Here is a 19,539-nt window from a genome sequence, read left to right as displayed (position 1 = left end):
TGCCCCGAAGAGATCTATTTTAAATGAAGAGACGTTCGAATTTGAAACTCAAAAAAGATGGGCAAATCGTAAAGCATGCGGTAGAAAATCATAAGGAAGAGACAAATACCGCAGCTCCTCCTGCCAAAAAGGATAGAGACATTGGACATGTCAAAAAAAACAGGAGGCAACCCGCTGCCGAATACAGGAAATAATCGCCTGTACCGTGCTTTACTCATTGGACCCATCCTTCTTATTATCGGACTTGCTATGTTTGTTTTAAACTGTAAAAAGACTCAAAATCAAAGTGCGTAAATATTCCCCAAAAGACAGCGTTACGGCTGTCTTTTTCGTTTGCGGAACAGCACTTCGCCCACGGCACCTGCGGAAACGCCGAGCACATAAGCCAATAAATCGCTCCACAAAAATCCATAACCGAGAATGAGTCCGCCGAGCGGAACGGCTCTGATATCATCAATCCATGGAGCGTGATACAGCTGGCTGCATTCGATTAAAAAACAAAATGCGAGCGCAATCAGCGCCACTGAAGCTGTCTTCGCGTTTTTGAACAAAAAGCCTGCGCCGAAGAAAATCATCAGCGCCCACAGCGCATCCCCTAAATAGGCATTCACGATGTCCGGCAGCATATCGGCCGCCTTTCTTGAAGCAAGCCCCGCCGCCATCGCTGCGAATATCAGCGCAAGCCGGCGGATACGGCTTCTTTTCATATTCATGGCTGGACCCCTTTTCTGCCAAAGCAGGTGAAGTAAATCTTCGGAGACATGACGGATACAAGAGGAAAAACGTTTTATTATTTTGGACGGTTTAAAATGAACGAAAAAAGCCGCCGGATACGGCGGCTTGTGTTATATCGCATTTTTGCTTTCGGTTTTTTGTTCGGTGCCGGAGCGTTCCCAGCATTCGACGCCTTCATGGTTTTCAAGAACATCTTTATAAAAGACCGGATCTTTTCCAGCTTTTCGCTGTTTCACATAGTCTTTCAAGGCGGCAAATGCCACTTTTGACAGCAGGAAAATCGCGATTAAGTTGACGATGACCATCAAGCCCATGAACAAGTCGGCGAGGTCCCACACAAGCTGGACTTTTGATACCGATCCGAAGATAACCATCGCAAGCACACAGATTCTGTAAATGAAGAGCCATGCTTTGTTCGTGTGCAGGAATTCGATATTCGTTTCTCCATAGTAGTAGTTTCCGATTAAGGTGCTGAAAGAAAACAGGAACACCATAATGGCAAGAAAGCCTGAGGCCCATGCTCCGATGTGCGTGCTGAGCGATGCTTGCGTCAACTCGATTCCGCTCAGCCCCGGTTCTTGATACGCATCGGAAAATAAAATGATAAAAGCTGTGCTTGAACAAATCACCAAAGTGCTCGTGAAAACCCCTAAAGCCTGGACAAGACCCTGTTTGACAGGATGGCTCGTTGTCGCTGCGGCTGCTGCATTCGGCGCGCTGCCCATCCCGGCTTCATTCGAGAAGAGGCCGCGTTTGATTCCGTTCATTAGCGCTGCGCCGATGGCTCCGCCTGCCGCTTGTTCAAGGCCAAACGCATGACCGACAATCAAAGAGATGACGTCCGGCAGTTTCGTAATGTTCATCAGCATGACAAAAACGGCGACGCCGATATATAAGACGGCGAGAAATACGACAATATATTCGGACAGCTTGGCGATCCGTTTGATACCGCCGAAGGTAATGATGCCGAAGGCAATGGTAATAATAATCCCCAGTGTAAGACGGTCTGTGCCGAATGAGTTTTCAAAAGCGACCGTTATCGTATTGGACTGGACCGCGTTAAACACGATTCCGAAGGATAATGTAATCAAGACGGCAAACAGCGCACCCATCCAGCGTTTTTTCAAACCCTTTTCCATATAGTAAGCAGGGCCGCCGCGGAAGCCGTCTTTATCCTTTATTTTATAAATTTGCGCCAGCGTGCTTTCGACAAAGCTTGACGCCGAACCGATGATGGCGATGATCCACATCCAAAAGATAGCGCCGGGTCCGCCCAAGGCAATGGCGATCGCAATCCCCGTAATATTTCCTGTGCCTACTCTCGCGGCCATGCTAATGCAAAAAGCCTGAAAAGGAGAGATTCCGTTTTTGTCGGGTGCTCCTTCCTTTAAAACCCGGAACATGTCTTTCAGCAAGCGAACTTGAAAGAACTTCGATTTAAAAGTAAAAAACAGTCCTGAAGCCAGAAGCATAATAATTAATAGTTTTGACCAAAGAAAATCATTTGTGACAACAATGACTTCTTGAAGGAATTGCTGCATGCTTTCACCTCTTTTTTGTGATTTTAAAAAATACTGAGATCCCATTCACGGGCTATATGTTTTAACAGCATTCCGCCCGTCATGCTGTTGCCGTAATCGTCAATCGCCGGACCGTAGATGCCGATGCCGCATCCATGCCGAAAAGGCTGTTCTCTTTTCATGCTGGCAGGCACCGCGCACATGATTCCGCCGGAGACGCCGCTCTTTGCCGGAATGCCGACAAAGGCCGCGAATTTTCCTGAAGCATTGTACATGCCGCACGTCAGCATTAAAGCTTTTGTCAGCCTGGCGACATCCTTCGGGATCACCTGCTCTTGGCGGAGAGGGTGATATCCGTCATTTGCGAGAATCATGCCGATCAAGGCGATGTCTTCAGTGCTTCCTTCCATGGAGCATTGCTTCAAATAGACTTCAAGCGTTTCTTCGACGTCTGCTTCGAGGAAGCCGGTTTCCTTTAAATAATGGGCCAATGCTCTGTTCCGATGGGCGGTTTGCCACTCTGACCGAAATACTTCCTCATTGATTTCAAGCCGTTTTCCAATCATTTTTTCAATGACTTCATGAAGCGACTCCATTTTTTCCAGTGCCGATTCACCGGGTAGGATCGACGCAACGGTCAGCGCTCCGGCGTTGATCATCGGGTTAAACGGCTTTCCCGGCTTGTGCATTTCAAGGCGGATGATTGAATTGAACGCGTCTCCCGTCGGTTCTACATCAACACGGTCTAATACGTAAGAAATCCCTTTCGTCAAACACGCTGCGATAAAGCTGACCACCTTTGAGATGCTCTGGAGTGTGAATGATACGTCCCAAGTTCCTGCTTTGATCACCGTTTGATCAGAACCGATCACACAGATGCCGAGCTGGTTAGAGTCGATTTTTCCTAAAGCGGGAATGTATTCGGCGTTGCGTCCGCTTGCGGAAAAAGGACGGTAATGTTCAACCAAATCTTCAAGGCGGGATTGCCAGAAGCGGGCGTCATAGCGTTCTTCCAATACTTCATTCATCGAATTTCCTCCAATCTGACCTGTTAAAGCTTGCAGGTTTGCTGAAAAAATACGAGGCTCTAAAAAGCGGTGATTAGGGCATGGCGGCAGAAGGCAAAGGGGTATAAGCCTCTGCCGCACAAGTTGTTTTAAAGCCTGTTCTTTCCTGGGAAAAGGGGTTTGGGTTGCGCAAGGGAGTGAGTTGCGGGAAAATATAAGCGTTTTCAAATAGAGAAAATATACATTCAATTTATAATAGAACCTACATAAACCTACAAAAAGCGACAAAAATATTTAAAAAATAAGCCAATTGATTTAAAAATCAAATCGACTGTGGGTAAAATGGGAGTTGCGGAAAACGTGCGGTTAAAGTCAAAATAAAGCAACACGTTTGTAATGGAGGATCAGCATGATGGGTGGAAATTGGGGAAGCGTGATGAAAAAGGCGGCCCGGCTTGTAAAGAAAGACGGCTATATCTTAACAGTGATGATGTTAACGGTGCCGCTCGCAGGAGAGCTGAAGTTTTATCCGTTGAACGAGACCTTCCGGGTCAGCTTCGGCGTTCCAACTTTTTTCTTTCTTTTGTTGCTGCTGCGGAATGTCCCGGCTGTGCTGTCCGGCTTTTTAACGGGAGCGGCCGTCGTCGGGTTTCGGGTGCTGCTTGATGCATTCGGCCCGGGGCAGATCGATTGGTTGTCATCCTTTTATCACCATTATCCGACTTTTTTCTTTTATTTCACATATGCGTTTCTATTCTACTTGGCAAAAGTGAAGCGATTTCAATTTCGCCCGCTCTACATCGGGTTTCTGGGCTTCGGAATTGAACTGATTGCCGATGGAGCCGAACTGGTCGTTCAATATATGATGTTCGAGTCTACCGTCACCCCGGGAAAGATCCGCGACATGATGGCGATTGCTTTTTCCCACAGCTTTATTGTGCTGAGCTTTTTTAATGTCATGAAGCTGTATGAAACGCAATCGCGGGAAAAGCAGATCCGCGAACAAAATGAGCACATGCTGATGATCGTTTCAAATTTATACGAAGAAACCGTTCATTTGAAAAAGACGTTGAAGAATACTGAAGAGATTACGAACGAATCCTATCAGCTGTACAGGCTCTTAAATAGACAGAGCGATAACAATTCCTCTGTCCGGCAGATCAGCCAGAAGGTGCTGCGCCTCGCCGGTGAAATCCACGAGGTCAAAAAAGACAACCAGCGCATTTTCGCCGGGCTTTCAAAACTAATTTCGAAAGAAAGCTTCAGAGACTACATGGCGGCAGAAGATCTGGTCCGGCTTGTGACCGGCATTAATCGAAAGTATGCCGAATCGCTCGAAAAAGACATTGACTTTCATTATTCGATAGGCGGAGAACATCCAAAATACCACGTGTATACTGTATTATCCGTGATTAATAATATTATGGCGAATGCGGTGGAAGCGATTCAAAGACAGGGCTCCATCCGCCTCAGCCTCTATAGGCGCGCCGATGACATGCTGGAATGCCGCGTGGAAGATGACGGACCGGGCATTCCAGAGAAAGTCGGGGATGTGGTGTTTGAGCCGGGATACACGTCAAAATATGATGAATTCGGAACCCCTTCAACCGGAATCGGTTTGTCTTATGTGAAGGAAACTGTCGAGGAGCTCGGGGGGAGCATTCGATTTCAGAGTGATGCAAGCGGTGTTGTGTTTACGATCAGACTTCCGGTCCAACAATTGATTCAGAAAGGGTGAAGGCCTGTGCGTTTTTTTATTGCAGATGATGACCGTGCTGTGCGATCGATTTTAAAACAAATCATTGAAGACGAAGATTTGGGAGAAGTGGCCGGAGAAGCGGAAGACGGCTGCGATTTGGAAGGCCACGTCCTGAATTTGCAGCAAATTGATATTTTGTTTGTCGATCTTTTAATGCCGCTCCGCGACGGAATTGAGACGGTTCGTCATTTGTATGGCGCTTTCTCAGGGAAGATCATCATGATTTCCCAGGTGGAATCGAAGGAAATGATCGGTGAAGCCTATTCTTTGGGGATTGAATATTATATACATAAACCGATTAACCGCATTGAAATCTTGAACGTCATTCAAAAAGTCAAGGAGCGCATCGAGCTGGAAAGGTCGATCCATGACATACAATCTTCGCTGAACCGGCTCGTGAGTCTCGGCAGCGGACGAAAAAACGGCTTTAGGGAAAAAAGCATTCAGGAAACGGGCGAATTTCTCCTTTCTGAACTCGGAATCGTCGGGGAGAGCGGGTCCCAGGATTTACTCGCCATCCTTCAGTATTTGTTTGATGATGAACAGACTTCATTATATGAAAAGGACTTTCCGCCGCTCAAACAGATTTTTCATCAGATTGCCGAGCAAAAGCTCGGGCCGGCTGCTTCACCCGTGGAGATCAACAGGGAGATTAAAGCGTCTGAGCAGCGGATACGGCGGGCGGTCAGCCATTCGCTAAACCATTTCGCATCACTCGGTTTAACAGATTTTTCAAATCCGCGGTTTGAAAGCTATGCGTCCCGTTTTTTTGACTTTACTGTCATCAGCAAAAAAATGAAAGAGCTGCAGAAAGACTCTGCCGCCGCCTTGCCGTCCGCCCGCGTCAACACGAAGAAATTTATTCAGGTTTTCTTTTTGGAAGCCAAGCGGTTGAGCGAAAGCGCCGGAAAAAGGGGTTAAAAAGAGCTTCCTCACCTTAGAGGAAGCTCTTCTGCATGCCGGTTACCCAGCGTATTCTCTTTTCAGCAGCGAAAACATGTATACGTCAATCAGTCTTCCTTTCGCTTTCTCGTAATCTCTTAGCAGTCCTTCCTTTTGAAAGGATAACGAGTTGAGGAGTTTGATTGAAGGCGTGTTTTCGGGCTCTACCTTCGCTTCGATCCGGTTGAGGTTCAAGCTTGTAAAGCCGTAGTCGATCAGCTTTTGAACAGCTTCGGAAGCAAAGCCTTTTCCCCAATGATTTCTCCCTAAGTCATAGCCGATTTCAGCTCTGCCGTTTTCCTGGTCGATCATATTAAAACCGCACGTCCCGATGACTTCATCCGTTTCTTTCACAATGATTGAAAAGCGGTTTGCCTGCCCTTCAAGGCTTAAATCATTGATCATTTGGATCATGTCCCGCGCCTGTGAGACGTCTGTAAAAGGCGTGATATTCATATATTTTGTGACTTCCGGATCTGACCAGTATTGACAGAGGACATCTGCATCTTCCAATTCCATTTTTCTCAAAGTCAATCTTTCTGTATAAAGGGTTTCCATGTTCTTGCCTCCAAGTTCCGTATTATTAGGAATGTGAAAGGACCATTCATCGATTTGCGCATCATTCATGTTCATAGAATAAAAAGTAAACTGTTATCGGGAAACGGAGGGATAAATCCCTTTTTTATCTAAAATGGAAAGTGCAATTTCGGCAGCGGAGCTTCCGGCAGCCCGTTTTTCACCTTGAATATGAACAGCAAAGAAAAAAGTATTATCGGCAGTTTCTACATACCCGATAAACCAACCGGCATGGAGTTCCCCGTTGATTACCGAGGTTCCGGTTTTACCGGATAAAACCCTGCCATTTGATTCTTCTAAACGTATTGAATCTTTCACAGTTTCAATATTAGACTGTTTAAAATCAAATTCGTTATCATAAAACTTTTTTAATATATTGACCTGTTCAAGTGGGGAAATTTGAAGAGAGCCATCCAGCCAATAATCGGCTGGGACTGAAAAATCCTCATTTCCATAATGTATAGATTTGAGATAATGACGTAAATGATCCTCCCCAATTTGCCGGTCCAATTTTTGAAAATACCATGTTGTGGAGCTGCTCATCGCAGAGAATAAATCCTGGTCTTGATTCCATTCTTTATACGGATATTGAGTCCCATCCCAAGTCATGTGAGAGTCGTTCTTCGTGATGATCCCGGATTCCAGTGCGAGCAATGCGCTAAACACCTTGTAGGTGGAAGCAGGTGCGAATCTGGAGGTGCTTTCTTTCCTATTGTATATTGTATACTTTTTCCTATTAGAATTAAACAGGACAAAGCCCCCTGAGGCTGAAAATTTATCAAAAAAAGTGCTGTAATCTTCGTATTCTACATTGGTGCCGGGTAAAAAGCGTGTTTCTTTTTGCATGGCCAATATAGACACAGAAGGAGTACCGGCTAATATGGCCCCAAGAACAAGAGTGAACACTAAGGCGCTTTTCGCCTTTAGCAAAGGTGATGCCGTCTGAAAGTTGACAACTGTAACAATCCGTCTTTTGATATGTTTGTATGAGCTGCTGAATTCAGAAGCGGCTAACAAAGACGATGTTCTTTGCTTAATTGAAGTGAATTTTAAAATCACCTCGCCATATTTGAGGTGCAACTTTTTATCAAGCGTTTTTAATACGGCAAAGTCGCAAGAAATCTCCATCTCCGTTTTCGCTTCCTTTGATAAATACCATACGAGAGGATTAAACCAATAGACGATTTTCAACAGGCAAAGAAAATAGTTGATAAGCATATCTTTTCGTTTGCAATGGTACAGTTCATGAAGCAAAACACATTTCATTTCGTCGGCTGAAAACATTGAAATATCTTTTGGCAAGATAATATATGGACGAATGACCCCAAATGTAATGGGGGATTTTATCAATGGAGAACGGCCCAAAATGACTTTTTGATGAAAGCGTATTTCCTCTTTACATGTGTGAAAAAGGGATAATAGCTCTTTGTTGTTAACAATTTGCAGGTTCTTTTTTATTTTGCCGATTTTTAGATTGCTATAAAGAGTAGCCAAAAGCATAACGGCAACGCCCAATATCCAAACTGCGAAAAAGGCTGAATCTATCATTTTGGAAGACGATTGTTCAATCGACATCGAAAAGTCCTGCACCCAGTTTACATGTTGGCCGATTGCTTCTGTCGTCTTGTCTGTGGAGTGGGATTGGGATAATGCCGATTGAGCTCCTCCTAAATTCAGAATCCAGTCAAAATGATGGCTTTTTAGAAAATGAAAGGGGATAAAAGGAGCGATCAATGCCAAAAGAGAAATCACGCTAATATAATAGTGGGTGCCTACAGTGATTTGAGTCCTGAGCAGTTTTTTAATGAGTATGATGATAGAAAAAAACAGAGACAATAGAATTTGACTAACCAAAAAGGGAATAAAGAAAGAACTGCTCATTTCATTCCTTCTTTCTGTTCTTATGTTCTTCTAATATTTGATACAATTCATTAATTTCTTCACCTGACAGCTGATCATTCTCCAAAAAGTTTAATACCATCGAATTAAGAGTTCCATTGTAAAACCGGTTTAAAAAACTGTGGCTCTTAACCTCTATATAATCACTTTCGTCTATATTTGGTGTGTAAACGAAAACCCGTCCTTCTTTATGGTGGTTTAATGCGCCTTTTTTAATGAGGCGCAGCAGCATGGTTTGGATGGTTTTAGGGCTCCATGTACTGGTTTTGGATAACTCTTTAATTACCTCATTGGTATTGATCGAAGAATGCTTCCAGATGACTTTCATCACTTCTAATTCCGCATCAGAGATTTGAGGTATTTTTTTCATTTTAATCATCCTATACTTACAAATGTAATACTCTCATTATAGGTTTGCCATTTTAAGAAGTCAATTTAACTGGAGTGAACATGCAGTTTCTGCATTTTTAATTCCATCACTTCCCTCCGTTCATTTGTCCCCGGTGGAAACGAGGTCATCATTTCCTTCCGAAAAAACGGTTGCATTTAAATCTTACATATGTAATACTTTCAAAGACTACATTTGTAAGATTTGATGTTTGAGTCGGCTGAAAGATCGTACGTACCAATTATTGTTTCGTGATCGTTCAAGCCATAACACTGTAGGGATAGTGGAAAGAGTGCTTCATCTGGTTACGATCAATCAAATATTCAAACGGAGGGAGACGATTTTGATGAAATTATGGTTCAGTACTTTAAAACTGAAAAAGGCTGCAGCAGTGTTGCTTTTCTCTTGCGTCGCGCTTGCAGGATGCGCTAACAATCAAACGAATGCCTCGCAACCTGCCGAGAAGAATGAAAAGACGGAGATGAAAGATGATTTTGCAAAACTTGAGGAACAATTTGATGCAAAACTCGGGATCTTTGCATTGGATACAGGTACAAACCGGACGGTAGCGTATCGGCCGGATGAGCGTTTTGCTTTTGCTTCGACGATTAAGGCTTTAACTGTAGGCGTGCTTTTGCAACAGAAATCAATAGAAGATCTGAACCAGAGAATAACATATACACGTGATGATCTTGTAAACTACAACCCGATTACGGAAAAGCACGTTGATACGGGAATGACGCTCAAAGAGCTTGCGGATGCTTCGCTTCGATATAGTGACAATGCGGCACAGAATCTCATTCTTAAACAAATTGGCGGACCTGAAAGTTTGAAAAAGGAACTGAGGAAGATTGGTGATGAGGTTACAAATCCCGAACGATTCGAACCAGAGTTAAATGAAGTGAATCCGGGTGAAACTCAGGATACCAGTACAGCAAGAGCACTTGTCACAAGCCTTCGAGCTTTTGCTCTTGAAGATAAACTTCCAAGTGAAAAACGCAAGCTTTTAATCGATTGGATGAAACGAAATACCACTGGAGACGCCTTAATCCGTGCCGGTGTGCCGGACGGTTGGGAAGTGGCTGATAAAACTGGAGCGGCATCATATGGAACCCGGAATGACATTGCCATCATTTGGCCGCCAAAAGGAGATCCTGTCGTTCTTGCAGTATTATCCAGCAGGGATAAAAAGGACGCCAAGTATGATGATAAACTTATTGCAGAGGCAACAAAGGTGGTAATGAAAGCCTTAAACATGAACGGCAAATAAAAACATTGCGATGAATCCGTCAAAACATCATCTTACATAAAGTCACTTGGTGATCAAGCTCATATCATTGTCCGGCAATGGTGTGGGCTTTTTTTGTTTTCTATCTTTAAAGATCATGTGAAGAAAAACGGGAAAATCGGTCTGCGGGAAAGGACCGGGTTTTTGTCGAAATCATAGGCGAATGGGTTGGATTGTGACAAAATTCGACACATCTACTGGCGGTGCGACTTGATGGACCATCAACCGCGTCTCTCCTCCTGTTTACAATACTTTACAGTTCGTTAATAAACTCTGCCTATAATAGAACCCGATCAATCATTTGTATAGAGAGGGGTAATACGAATGACACATGAAGGACCGCTGGAGGAATGGATGAAAAAGCTGAGCGAGGAAAGCCTCAAGGACAATACGTTTGACCGCCGCCGTTTTATTCAAGGGGCCGGCAAAATAGCCGGGCTTTCGCTCGGACTTGCAATTGCGCAATCGATGGGGGCAATCGAAGTCAATGCAGCACCGACATTCTCCGAATATCCGTTTACACTTGGCGTAGCATCGGGAGATCCGCTTTCTGACAGCGTCGTGTTGTGGACAAGGCTGGCGCCCGATCCGCTAAACGGGGGCGGGATGCCGAATGAAGCTGTATCCGTGAAATGGGAGATCGCGGAAGACGAACGCTTCCGCCGTATCGTCAAACGGGGAACCGAAAAAGCGACACCGCACCTTGCACATTCGGTACATGCTGAGGTATCCGGACTGAAACCGAATCATGTGTACTATTACCGCTTTAAATGCGGCAGCCAGCTGAGCCCCGTCGGCAAGACAAAAACGCTTCCGGCGGCAGGGGCAGATGTTGCTACATTCACATTCGCTTTTGCTTCATGCCAGCAGTACGAACACGGCTATTATACCGCCTATCAGCATATGGCGAAGGAAAAGCTCGATCTTGTGTTTCATCTCGGCGACTATATTTATGAGTACGGTCCGAATGAATATGTTTCAAAAACAGGCAATGTCAGGACACACAGCGGTCCTGAAATCATGTCGCTGCTTGATTACCGAAACCGCCATGCCCAATACCGTTCAGATGCAAACTTGAAAGCCGCGCATGCCGCCTTCCCGTGGGTTGTCACATGGGACGACCATGAAGTGGAGAACAACTACGCGAATGTCATCCCTGAAAAAGGCCAGTCAGTAGAAGCGTTTATTAAACGGCGCGCCGCCGCATACCAAGCTTATTACGAGCATATGCCGCTCCGCCGCAAATCCCTGCCGAACGGTCCTGATATGCAATTGTACCGGAATTTTTCCTACGGAAATCTGGCGGACATTAGCGTGCTTGATACCCGTCAGTATCGCGATGACCAAGCCAATGGAGATGGCAATAAGCCTCCTTCTGATGAATCGAATGATCCGAAGCGGACACTGCTTGGAGCCGAACAGGAGGCTTGGCTGTTTGACAACCTGAGTCGTTCTGGGGCGCAATGGAACATCATTGCACAGCAGATTTTCTTTGCGCAATGGAACTTTGGAACAAGCGCGGCGCCGATTTACAGCATGGATTCGTGGGATGGATACCCCGCTCAGCGCAAGCGGGTGATCGACTTCATCAAATCTCAAAAACTGAACAACATCGTCGTCCTCACCGGTGATGTGCATGCCAGCTGGGCAAATAACCTGCTCGTTGACTTTGACAATCCAAAATCGGACATCTTCGGTGTGGAATTCGTCGGGACGTCGATTACATCTGGAGGAAACGGCGCTGATAAAAGAGCGGATACGGATAAGATTTTATCGAACAATCCTCATATCAAGTTTTTCAATGATTACCGCGGCTATGTGCGCTGTACGGTCACACCGGAAGAATGGCGGACAGATTACCGCGTGGTCCCATATGTGACAGAACCGGGTGCCGCGATTTCGACAAGAGCTTCCTATGTTTATCATAAAGACTACACAGGGCTGAAACGGACCGCTTCCAACATTGTGCCTGGAGGCGTGAAGAAGTCAAACGAAGTCGAAGAAGACCGTTTCCTCGCACATACAAGAGCCCATCAGAAGCAAGTGAAGCAAAAAGAGAAAAAAGTAACCCAGTAATCAATGAAAGGATGACAACAAATGCTTTCAAATATCGGTATTCCTGGTCTCATCCTGGTTCTGGTAATTGCGCTGATCATTTTCGGGCCTTCAAAGCTTCCGGAAATCGGGCGGGCTTTTGGAAAAACGCTGACCGAATTCAAAAGTGCGACAAAGTCTTTAGTATCTGCCGATGACAATGAGATCGGACAAGAGACTAATGTGAAAAAGCAAAGCGATCCATCGGCAAAATAGATGATCAATAGAGCGGGCGGGTGAACCCGTCTGTTCTTTTTTTCTGTTTAGCATGTGAAGGGGAGGAAGGCGAAGGTGAAAAAAAGGGAAACACATTTGATTGCCCATCTTGAAGAGCTGCGCCAGCGAATCATTAAAACGCTTCTCACGTTTATTCTGTTTCTCATCACCGGCTTTTTGTTTGTTCAGGACATTTATGACTGGCTGATCAGAGACCTTGATGAAAAGCTTGCTGTACTGGGGCCGGGGGATATTCTTTGGGTATATATGATGATTGCGGGGGTGCTGGCGATCGCAGCCACCATACCGGTAGCCGCTTTTCAGACATGGCGGTTTGTGGCGCCTGCGCTGACCGACCGCGAACGGAGGGCGGCATTATTTTATATTCCGGGGCTGTTCACTTTTTTTATTTTGGGGATTGTATTCGGTTATGTTGTGCTCTTTCCGCTCGTTCTTCAGTTTTTAATCGGATTATCCGCCGGCCATTTTCAAACGATGTTTACGGCGGAGCATTATTTTCGCTTTATGATGAACCTGACACTGCCATTCGGGTTTTTGTTTGAAATGCCCCTCATCGTGATGTTTTTAACGAGCCTCGGGATTTTAAATCCGGCCAAGCTCAGTAAAATGAGAAAAATTTCTTATTTTGCGCTGATCGTCGTATCAGTTGTGATCACGCCGCCCGATTTTATCTCGGATGTGTTGGTGATCGTCCCGCTGCTTGTATTATACGAATTAAGCATCTCTTTATCGGCATTTATTTACCGGAAAAAAACCGCTGTGCAACCAGGGGCTGAGGCCCAAGGCTGAAGACGGACCGTGTCTTCAGTCTCTTTTTTTTGCTTGATATAAAAAAATCAGAAAATAATGATATTGACAATTTGTTTATTTGTCTTACAATTAAACAAAAAGATGAATGGAGGGATTTTCTAAAACAGAAACATCGCATTTCAACTGAATGATAACGCTTTCTCAGGAAATGAACGACAGGGGGATGACGGAGATGAGTCAATTACGGAAGGCGCCGGAAGGCATATTAGGTTTCCCGGTGGCACCCTTCAACAAGGAAGGAAAACTGGAGGAAGAAGCACTTTACGGAAACATCCGCTTTTTATTGGATGAAGGGCTTGAGGCGGTTTTTATCGCTTGCGGCTCAGGAGAATTTCAGTCTCTCAGCGCAAAGGAATATGAGCAAATGGTCGAAATTGCCGTCTCGGCGGCGGGCGGGAAGGTGCCTGTTTACACAGGAGTGGGCGGCAACTTGAGCACCGCTTTGGAATGGGCGCGGATTTCCGAGGAAAAAGGGGCTGACGGCTATCTGATTCTCCCGCCATACTTGATACACGGAGAGCAGGAAGGCCTCTATCAGTATACGAAAACAATCATTGAAAGCACGGATTTAAACGCCATCATTTATCAGCGAGACAATGCGGTTTTGACACTTGAACAGATTCAGCGGCTGACCGATCTCGAGCAGCTTGTCGGGCTCAAAGACGGCATAGGAGATATGGCGTTGAATATCAGTTTGTCGTATACGATAGGAGACAGGCTGGGCTGGCTCAACGGAATGCCGATGGCTGAAGTCACGATGCCGGCCTATGCTCCGATTGGCTTCACGTCGTATTCTTCGGCGATATCCAATTATATTCCTCATATTTCAAGGATGTTTTATGAGGCATTATTAAACGGCAACGACCAGCTTGTCAAAGAGATTTATGAGCATGTCATCATGCCGATTAACGAGATCCGCAAACTTCGGAAGGGCTATGCCGTGTCTTTGATCAAAGCCGGTATGGAAATCATGGGCCTTCATGTGAAAAACACGGCGAGACCGCCGATCGTTCCGGTGGAAAAAGAACATTGCCGGCAGCTCGAAAACATTCTGAAAAACGCGATGGGGCGTTATCCGAAAACGACCGCTGCCCTATAAACAAAAGGAGGAATTTGAAGATGTCTGTTGCAGCTGAAAATAAAACGTATTTTAACTTTATCAACGGCCGCTGGGTGAAGGCTGAATCGGGCGGGATGGAACAGAGCTTGAACCCGGCAGATACACGGGATATCGTCGGGCTTGTGCAAAAATCTTCGATTGCGGATGTAGACCGGGCGGTTGAAGCGGCCAAGCAGGCCAAAAAGGCTTGGAGAAAGCTGTCGGGAGCGGAGCGCGGTCAATTTCTTTACAAGGCCGCTGATATCATGGAACAGCGCCTCAATGAAATTGCCGAGTGTGCGACGCGTGAAATGGGGAAAACACTGCCTGAAGCAAAAGGAGAAACAGCGCGGGGAATCGCGATTCTCAGATACTATGCCGGAGAGGGAATGCGGAAAACGGGCGATGTGATTCCCTCCACCGACACATCCGCTTTCATGTACACCGACAGGGTGCCGCTCGGTGTCGTCGGCGTCATCTCGCCTTGGAATTTTCCCATTGCCATCCCAATTTGGAAAATGGCGCCTGCCCTCATCTATGGAAACACGGTCGTCATCAAGCCGGCTACAGAAACCGCAGTCACCTGCCTTAAAATTATCTCGTGCTTTGAAGAAGCAGGGATTCCGTCAGGCGTGGTCAATGCGGTGACAGGGCCGGGATCATCGGCCGGCCAAAGGCTTGCCGAACACCCGGATGTGAACGGAATTACATTTACAGGGTCGAACCAAACCGGAAAAATTATCGGCCGGACGGCGTTTGAAAGAGGGGCGAAGTATCAGCTTGAGATGGGCGGCAAAAACCCGGTGATCATAGCAGATGACGCCGACCTTGATAGTGCGGTTGAAGCGGTCATCAGCGGAGCGTTTCGGTCGACGGGTCAAAAGTGTACGGCGACAAGCCGCGTCATCGTCTTAAACGGTGTTTATAACCGGTTTAAAGAAAAGCTGCTTCAACAAACAAAAGAAATTACAATCGGCGACAGCTTAAAAGAAGATGTCTGGATGGGACCGATTGCGAACAAACAGCAGCTTGACAACTGCCTGTCCTATATTGAAAAAGGAAAGCAAGAAGGAGCGGACCTCATTTTCGGCGGCGATAGGCTGGCAGATGGAAAATACGAAAACGGCTATTATATCAGGCCAGCCATTTTTGACAATGTCACTTCCGGCATGACGATTGCCCAAGAAGAAATTTTCGGCCCGGTCATCGCATTAATCAAGGCGGATACACTTGAGGAAGCTTTGGAGACGGCCAATGACGTCAAATTTGGCCTGAGCGCCTCCATTTTTACGCAAAACATCGGCCGGATGCTGTCATTCATAGATGAAATTGAAGCGGGGCTCATTCGCGTCAACGCCGAAAGCGCCGGTGTCGAACTGCAGGCGCCATTCGGCGGCGTTAAACAATCGAGCTCGCATTCACGGGAACAGGGGGAGGCAGCAAAAGAATTTTTTACAGCTGTGAAAACCGTATTTGTCAAACCGTAAATCAATCGTTTCGGTACAAATGAATAAAGGAGAAGATGCTATGAAAAAAAATCGTGCAGCCTCCCCCCATACCGCGGGGAAAAGAAGTTCTGTCCGCTGGTTTGTCGTGTCTATGCTGTTTCTCGTCACATCCATTAATTATGCCGACCGTGCGACACTCTCGATCGTCGGCGATTCTGTGCAGCATGAGCTTGGGCTGAGTTCGGTGGCGATGGGGTATGTCTTTTCCGCATTTGGCTGGGCGTATGTTGTCGGCCAAATTCCCGGAGGCTGGCTGCTCGACCGCTTTGGGTCGAAAATCATCATCGCCGCCAGCATCTTCTTTTGGTCATTGTTTACCCTTTTGCAGGGAACGCTTGGCTTTTTCGCCGCGGGAACGGCCGTTATCCTTTTATTTGCGCTCCGGTTTCTCGTCGGTCTGTCAGAAGCGCCGTCCTTCCCGGGCAACGGCCGGGTGGTGGCTTCCTGGTTTCCAAGCTCTGAACGCGGAACAGCATCGGCGATCTTCAACTCGGCGCAGTACTTTGCACTTGTCATTTTTTCACCGCTGATGGGGTGGCTCGCCCACTCATTCAGCTGGCATACGGTTTTTGTCATTATGGGTGCTCTGGGGATTGCGATGTCGTTTATTTGGCTGAAAACGATTTACGAACCCAAAAAACACCCGAGAATCAATGCCGCCGAACTGGCGTACATCGAAGAAGGCGGCGCGCTTGTCTCGATGGATGAGGGAAAGAACGCGGAAAAGAAGGAAAAGGAGTCCCAATGGCCTTACATTAAGCAGCTTTTAAGAAGCCGGATGCTGCTCGGGGTGTATATCGCCCAATACTGCATCACAACGTTGACCTATTTCTTTCTGACCTGGTTTCCGGTCTATCTCGTTCAGGCACGCGGCATGTCGATCCTTGAAGCGGGTTTTGTCGCATCGCTTCCTGCAATCTGCGGATTTTTAGGAGGATTGCTGGGCGGGTTCGTGTCAGACTTCCTTTTGAAAAAGGGCTGCTCGATAACGGTTGCCAGAAAAACACCGATCATCCTCGGCATGCTGATGTCCTGCTCGATGATCGTATGCAACTATGCAGATTCATCTTGGCTGGTCGTTTCCATCATGTCGCTTGCCTTTTTCGGAAAAGGATTTGGCGCGCTGGGCTGGGCGGTTGTGTCAGATACCTCGCCAAAGGAGTGTGCCGGCTTGAGCGGCGGCATCTTCAACACCTTTGGAAATATTGCGTCCATCACGACACCGATTATCATCGGATATATCGTGAATGCGACAGGCTCATTTAACGGAGCGCTTGTGTTTGTCGGTGCCAACGCGATTGCCGCGGTATTAAGTTATCTGTTTCTCGTCGGGCCGATCAAGCGCATCGAACTGCAGAAAGAGGAAGACCCTGCGGACACCACTTTATCCATATGAAATGTAAGCGCTTTAACAAGAGGGAGGCTAAATCGATATGAATACAAACATCCACCAGCATGTAAAAGAGGAGCAAGCATCGCAAACACCGTCAATTGCTGATATGAAGGTCATACCCGTGGCAGGGCGCGACAGTATGCTTTTGAATTTAAGCGGAGCTCACGGCCCCTTTTTCACACGGAATATCGTGATTTTAAAAGATTCATCAGGCGCTCTCGGTGTCGGCGAAGTTCCGGGCGGCGAACGGATCCGCCAGACGCTGGAGCAGGCGAAGCCGCTTGTCATCGGTCAGCCGCTCGGCGCTGTTCAATCGATTTTGCAGTCTGTCAGGCGTCGTTTTAAAGACCGGGATGCCGGAGGACGCGGGGTGCAGACCTTTGACCAGCGGACGACAATACACGCAGTGACCGCATTGGAAGCGGCTTTGCTCGATTTGCTCGGGAAATTTCTCGGCGTCCCTGTAGCGTCGCTCTTGGGGGAAGGCCAGCAGCGGGAAAAAGTGAAGATGCTCGGCTATTTGTTTTACATCGGCGACCGAAAGCGCACAACGCTTCCCTATATTAGTGAGCAAGAGGCAAGTGACGATTGGTTCCGCCTCCGCCGCGAAGAAGCGTTGACACCCGGGGCGATCGTCCGTCTTGCTGAAGCAGCTCAAGAACGATACGGTTTTCATGATTTTAAATTAAAAGGCGGCGTCCTTTCGGGAGAAGAAGAAATCGAGGCGGCATCCGCTTTGGCAAAACGGTTTCCCGAGGCGAGAATCACCCTTGACCCGAATGGCGCGTGGTCATTGGAAGAAGCGATTGCGCTTTGTAAGGGAAAACGGGATGTGCTCGCCTACGCGGAAGACCCTTGCGGAGCGGAAGCCGGATACTCGGGTCGGGAAATCATGGCCGAATTCCGCCGTGCGACAAGCATTCCGACAGCGACGAATATGATTGCGACAGACTGGCGGCAAATGGGGCACGCGATACAACTGCACGCTGTTGATATACCGCTGGCAGATCCGCATTTCTGGACGATGCAGGGATCTGTCCGCGTTGCCCAAATGTGCCATGAATGGGGGCTGACGTGGGGTTCTCACTCCAATAACCATTTTGACGTCTCATTGGCCATGTTCACCCACGTTGCCGCAGCAGCTCCCGGCGACATCACGGCGATTGATACGCATTGGATTTGGCAGGATGGACAGCGTCTGACAAAACAGCCTTTTTCAATTGCTGACGGATATGTCCAAGTTCCTGATCAGCCGGGGCTCGGCATTGAAATCGACATGGAACAGGTGGAAAAAGCAAATGAACGGTATGAGAAAATGAAAGCAGGCGAGCGGAATGATGCCGTTGCCATGCAGTTTTTGATTGAAAATTGGCGTTTCGACCCTAAACGTCCCTGTCTTGTTCGTTAATTGCGGAAACAACGGTTTGAGAGGCCCCTAGCCGACATTGTCATACGCGATATTTTGTCTTACAATATGAACAACTGAAAGGGGGCCCACAGTCGTGGAAGAAGATATGGAAACATTGCAGGTCGAATCAGTCAATCGCAAGACATTGGCGAAACAGGTTGTAGAACGAATCGTCCATTTATTATCAAGCGGCCAATTGAAACCGGGGGACAAACTGCCGACGGAGATCGAGCTCATGGAAAAGCTGAATGTGAGCAGACCCGTTCTCCGCGAAGCTTTAATATCACTCGAAACGCTCGGAATTATTAAAAGAAAAACCCGGGACGGCACGTATTTTAATGATAAAATTGGCATCCAGCCGTTTTCTGTCATGCTGGCTTTGGCGGTTGATAATTTGCCGGCCATTATTGAAGCGAGGATGGCGCTGGAACTCGGGCTTGTCACGATCGCCGCAGAAAAGATCAATGACAGTCAGCTCGAAAGGCTGCAGGAAACGATCGATATCATTGCAAACAGCACGGATAATCATTATGGAGAAGCAGATAAAGAATTTCACCGGATTATCGCTTTGAGCGCGAACAACCCGGTGCTTGAGGGCATGATTCAATCACTCTTGATCACACACGCCAAAATCGACAGCCAGATTCCATACAGGGAAAGGGACCGGACTGTCGAATATCATACGAATATTTTGAAAGCCCTTCAACAAAGGGACCCATATCAAGCCTATCACCATATGTATGAGCACTTAAAATTTGTACGTGACAAAATACTGAATGGTCTTCGTGATGAAAAAAACAATCATTAAGTTGTTTGACAGCGCTTTCTAACATGTGCCGCAGCGGGAGAAGGGCTGTGGAAAGGCGCTGATCGAAA

17 protein-coding genes are annotated in these 19,539 nt (G+C 46.8%); 11 read left to right on the top strand and 6 right to left on the bottom strand.

The annotated features are described in order from the left end of the window. Nucleotides 1–314: 314 nt before the first annotated feature. From M1E03_RS20195 to M1E03_RS20185, 3 genes are all read right to left on the bottom strand, one after another. Entirely contained in the window at nucleotides 315–713 is a 399-nt protein-coding gene (locus tag M1E03_RS20195; RefSeq protein WP_023857752.1) for a ribosomal maturation YjgA family protein, read from the bottom strand. A gap of 132 nt (nucleotides 714–845) precedes the next feature. Beyond that, nucleotides 846–2,276, bottom strand: coding sequence for an alanine/glycine:cation symporter family protein (locus M1E03_RS20190; protein ID WP_020449985.1), 1,431 nt, complete (start codon nucleotides 2,274–2,276; stop codon nucleotides 846–848). Between the two features lie 23 nt (nucleotides 2,277–2,299). Then, nucleotides 2,300–3,283 (bottom strand): glutaminase, encoded by a 984-nt coding sequence (locus M1E03_RS20185; protein ID WP_020449986.1) that lies wholly within the window; start codon nucleotides 3,281–3,283, stop codon nucleotides 2,300–2,302. Between the two features lie 388 nt (nucleotides 3,284–3,671). Here M1E03_RS20185 and M1E03_RS20180 point away from each other — a divergent pair, with 388 nt between their 5' ends. Together M1E03_RS20180 and M1E03_RS20175 are read left to right on the top strand one after the other, a co-directional pair. Then, nucleotides 3,672–5,000, top strand: a complete 1,329-nt coding sequence (locus tag M1E03_RS20180) for a sensor histidine kinase (protein WP_031305214.1) — start codon at nucleotides 3,672–3,674, stop codon at nucleotides 4,998–5,000. A 6-nt stretch (nucleotides 5,001–5,006) separates the two neighbouring features. Then, on the top strand, nucleotides 5,007–5,942 hold the full coding sequence (locus tag M1E03_RS20175) for a DNA-binding domain-containing protein (RefSeq protein WP_020449988.1): 936 nt from the start codon (nucleotides 5,007–5,009) through the stop codon (nucleotides 5,940–5,942). Nucleotides 5,943–5,984: 42 nt separating this feature from the next. Here the strand turns inward: M1E03_RS20175 and M1E03_RS20170 are convergent, their stop codons facing one another. From M1E03_RS20170 to M1E03_RS20160, 3 genes are all read right to left on the bottom strand, one after another. Beyond that, nucleotides 5,985–6,521 carry a GNAT family N-acetyltransferase gene (locus tag M1E03_RS20170; RefSeq protein WP_020449989.1) on the bottom strand — a complete coding sequence of 179 codons (537 nt, stop codon included), beginning with the start codon at nucleotides 6,519–6,521 and terminating at the stop codon, nucleotides 5,985–5,987. Between the two features lie 93 nt (nucleotides 6,522–6,614). Continuing rightward, on the bottom strand, nucleotides 6,615–8,420 hold the full coding sequence (locus M1E03_RS20165) for a BlaR1 family beta-lactam sensor/signal transducer (RefSeq protein WP_075212974.1): 1,806 nt from the start codon (nucleotides 8,418–8,420) through the stop codon (nucleotides 6,615–6,617). Nucleotide 8,421: 1 nt separating this feature from the next. Continuing rightward, complete coding sequence (locus tag M1E03_RS20160) at nucleotides 8,422–8,808, bottom strand: BlaI/MecI/CopY family transcriptional regulator (protein ID WP_020449991.1); 387 nt, start codon at nucleotides 8,806–8,808, stop codon at nucleotides 8,422–8,424. 364 nt (nucleotides 8,809–9,172) lie between these two features. Here M1E03_RS20160 and blaP point away from each other — a divergent pair, with 364 nt between their 5' ends. The 9 genes from blaP to M1E03_RS20115 all read left to right on the top strand — a co-directional run bounded on the left by blaP (nucleotide 9,173) and on the right by M1E03_RS20115 (nucleotide 19,471). Beyond that, on the top strand, nucleotides 9,173–10,096 hold the full coding sequence (gene blaP / locus M1E03_RS20155; protein WP_224146501.1) for a class A beta-lactamase BlaP: 924 nt from the start codon (nucleotides 9,173–9,175) through the stop codon (nucleotides 10,094–10,096). Nucleotides 10,097–10,438: 342 nt separating this feature from the next. After that, complete coding sequence (locus M1E03_RS20150; RefSeq protein ID WP_143261176.1) at nucleotides 10,439–12,190, top strand: alkaline phosphatase D family protein; 1,752 nt, start codon at nucleotides 10,439–10,441, stop codon at nucleotides 12,188–12,190. Between the two features lie 21 nt (nucleotides 12,191–12,211). Beyond that, nucleotides 12,212–12,424: a twin-arginine translocase TatA/TatE family subunit gene (locus tag M1E03_RS20145; protein ID WP_020449994.1), complete on the top strand. Its 213-nt coding sequence runs from the start codon at nucleotides 12,212–12,214 to the stop codon at nucleotides 12,422–12,424. 75 nt (nucleotides 12,425–12,499) lie between these two features. Further along, on the top strand, nucleotides 12,500–13,234 hold the full coding sequence (tatC, locus tag M1E03_RS20140) for a twin-arginine translocase subunit TatC (protein WP_458110584.1): 735 nt from the start codon (nucleotides 12,500–12,502) through the stop codon (nucleotides 13,232–13,234). 193 nt (nucleotides 13,235–13,427) lie between these two features. Then, a complete protein-coding gene (kdgD, locus tag M1E03_RS20135) occupies nucleotides 13,428–14,354 on the top strand; it encodes a 5-dehydro-4-deoxyglucarate dehydratase (protein ID WP_458110583.1) in 927 nt (308 codons plus the stop codon). A 20-nt stretch (nucleotides 14,355–14,374) separates the two neighbouring features. Beyond that, nucleotides 14,375–15,841 carry an alpha-ketoglutaric semialdehyde dehydrogenase GucD gene (gene gucD, locus M1E03_RS20130; RefSeq protein WP_023857758.1) on the top strand — a complete coding sequence of 489 codons (1,467 nt, stop codon included), beginning with the start codon at nucleotides 14,375–14,377 and terminating at the stop codon, nucleotides 15,839–15,841. 40 nt (nucleotides 15,842–15,881) lie between these two features. Continuing rightward, the gene (locus M1E03_RS20125; protein ID WP_035337354.1) at nucleotides 15,882–17,258 is read left to right on the top strand and encodes an MFS transporter; all 1,377 of its coding nucleotides are present in this window, start codon (nucleotides 15,882–15,884) and stop codon (nucleotides 17,256–17,258) included. Between the two features lie 37 nt (nucleotides 17,259–17,295). Continuing rightward, nucleotides 17,296–18,663 (top strand): glucarate dehydratase, encoded by a 1,368-nt coding sequence (gene gudD, locus M1E03_RS20120; protein ID WP_224146499.1) that lies wholly within the window; start codon nucleotides 17,296–17,298, stop codon nucleotides 18,661–18,663. 106 nt (nucleotides 18,664–18,769) lie between these two features. Then, nucleotides 18,770–19,471 (top strand): FadR/GntR family transcriptional regulator, encoded by a 702-nt coding sequence (locus M1E03_RS20115; protein ID WP_154495802.1) that lies wholly within the window; start codon nucleotides 18,770–18,772, stop codon nucleotides 19,469–19,471. Nucleotides 19,472–19,539 lie beyond the last annotated feature (68 nt).

This window comes from Bacillus sp. PK6-013, from assembly GCF_054161445.1.
This window is presented reverse-complemented; position numbering and strand designations above follow the sequence as displayed.

Excerpts from the sequence above, each read along its gene's own strand:
- M1E03_RS20195 (WP_023857752.1), bottom strand. The coding sequence starts at position 713 with ATGAATATGAAAAGAAGCCGTATCCGCCGGCTTGCGCTGATATTCGCA.
- M1E03_RS20165 (WP_075212974.1), bottom strand. The coding sequence starts at position 8,420 with ATGAGCAGTTCTTTCTTTATTCCCTTTTTGGTTAGTCAAATTCTATTG.
- M1E03_RS20180 (WP_031305214.1), top strand. The coding sequence starts at position 3,672 with ATGATGGGTGGAAATTGGGGAAGCGTGATGAAAAAGGCGGCCCGGCTT.
- gudD (WP_224146499.1), top strand. The coding sequence starts at position 17,296 with ATGAATACAAACATCCACCAGCATGTAAAAGAGGAGCAAGCATCGCAA.
- M1E03_RS20190 (WP_020449985.1), bottom strand. The coding sequence starts at position 2,276 with ATGCAGCAATTCCTTCAAGAAGTCATTGTTGTCACAAATGATTTTCTT.
- M1E03_RS20150 (WP_143261176.1), top strand. The coding sequence starts at position 10,439 with ATGACACATGAAGGACCGCTGGAGGAATGGATGAAAAAGCTGAGCGAG.
- M1E03_RS20160 (WP_020449991.1), bottom strand. The coding sequence starts at position 8,808 with ATGAAAAAAATACCTCAAATCTCTGATGCGGAATTAGAAGTGATGAAA.
- M1E03_RS20125 (WP_035337354.1), top strand. The coding sequence starts at position 15,882 with ATGAAAAAAAATCGTGCAGCCTCCCCCCATACCGCGGGGAAAAGAAGT.
- M1E03_RS20185 (WP_020449986.1), bottom strand. The coding sequence starts at position 3,283 with ATGAATGAAGTATTGGAAGAACGCTATGACGCCCGCTTCTGGCAATCC.
- M1E03_RS20145 (WP_020449994.1), top strand. The coding sequence starts at position 12,212 with ATGCTTTCAAATATCGGTATTCCTGGTCTCATCCTGGTTCTGGTAATT.
- kdgD (WP_458110583.1), top strand. The coding sequence starts at position 13,428 with ATGAGTCAATTACGGAAGGCGCCGGAAGGCATATTAGGTTTCCCGGTG.
- gucD (WP_023857758.1), top strand. The coding sequence starts at position 14,375 with ATGTCTGTTGCAGCTGAAAATAAAACGTATTTTAACTTTATCAACGGC.
- blaP (WP_224146501.1), top strand. The coding sequence starts at position 9,173 with ATGAAATTATGGTTCAGTACTTTAAAACTGAAAAAGGCTGCAGCAGTG.
- M1E03_RS20115 (WP_154495802.1), top strand. The coding sequence starts at position 18,770 with ATGGAAACATTGCAGGTCGAATCAGTCAATCGCAAGACATTGGCGAAA.
- M1E03_RS20170 (WP_020449989.1), bottom strand. The coding sequence starts at position 6,521 with ATGGAAACCCTTTATACAGAAAGATTGACTTTGAGAAAAATGGAATTG.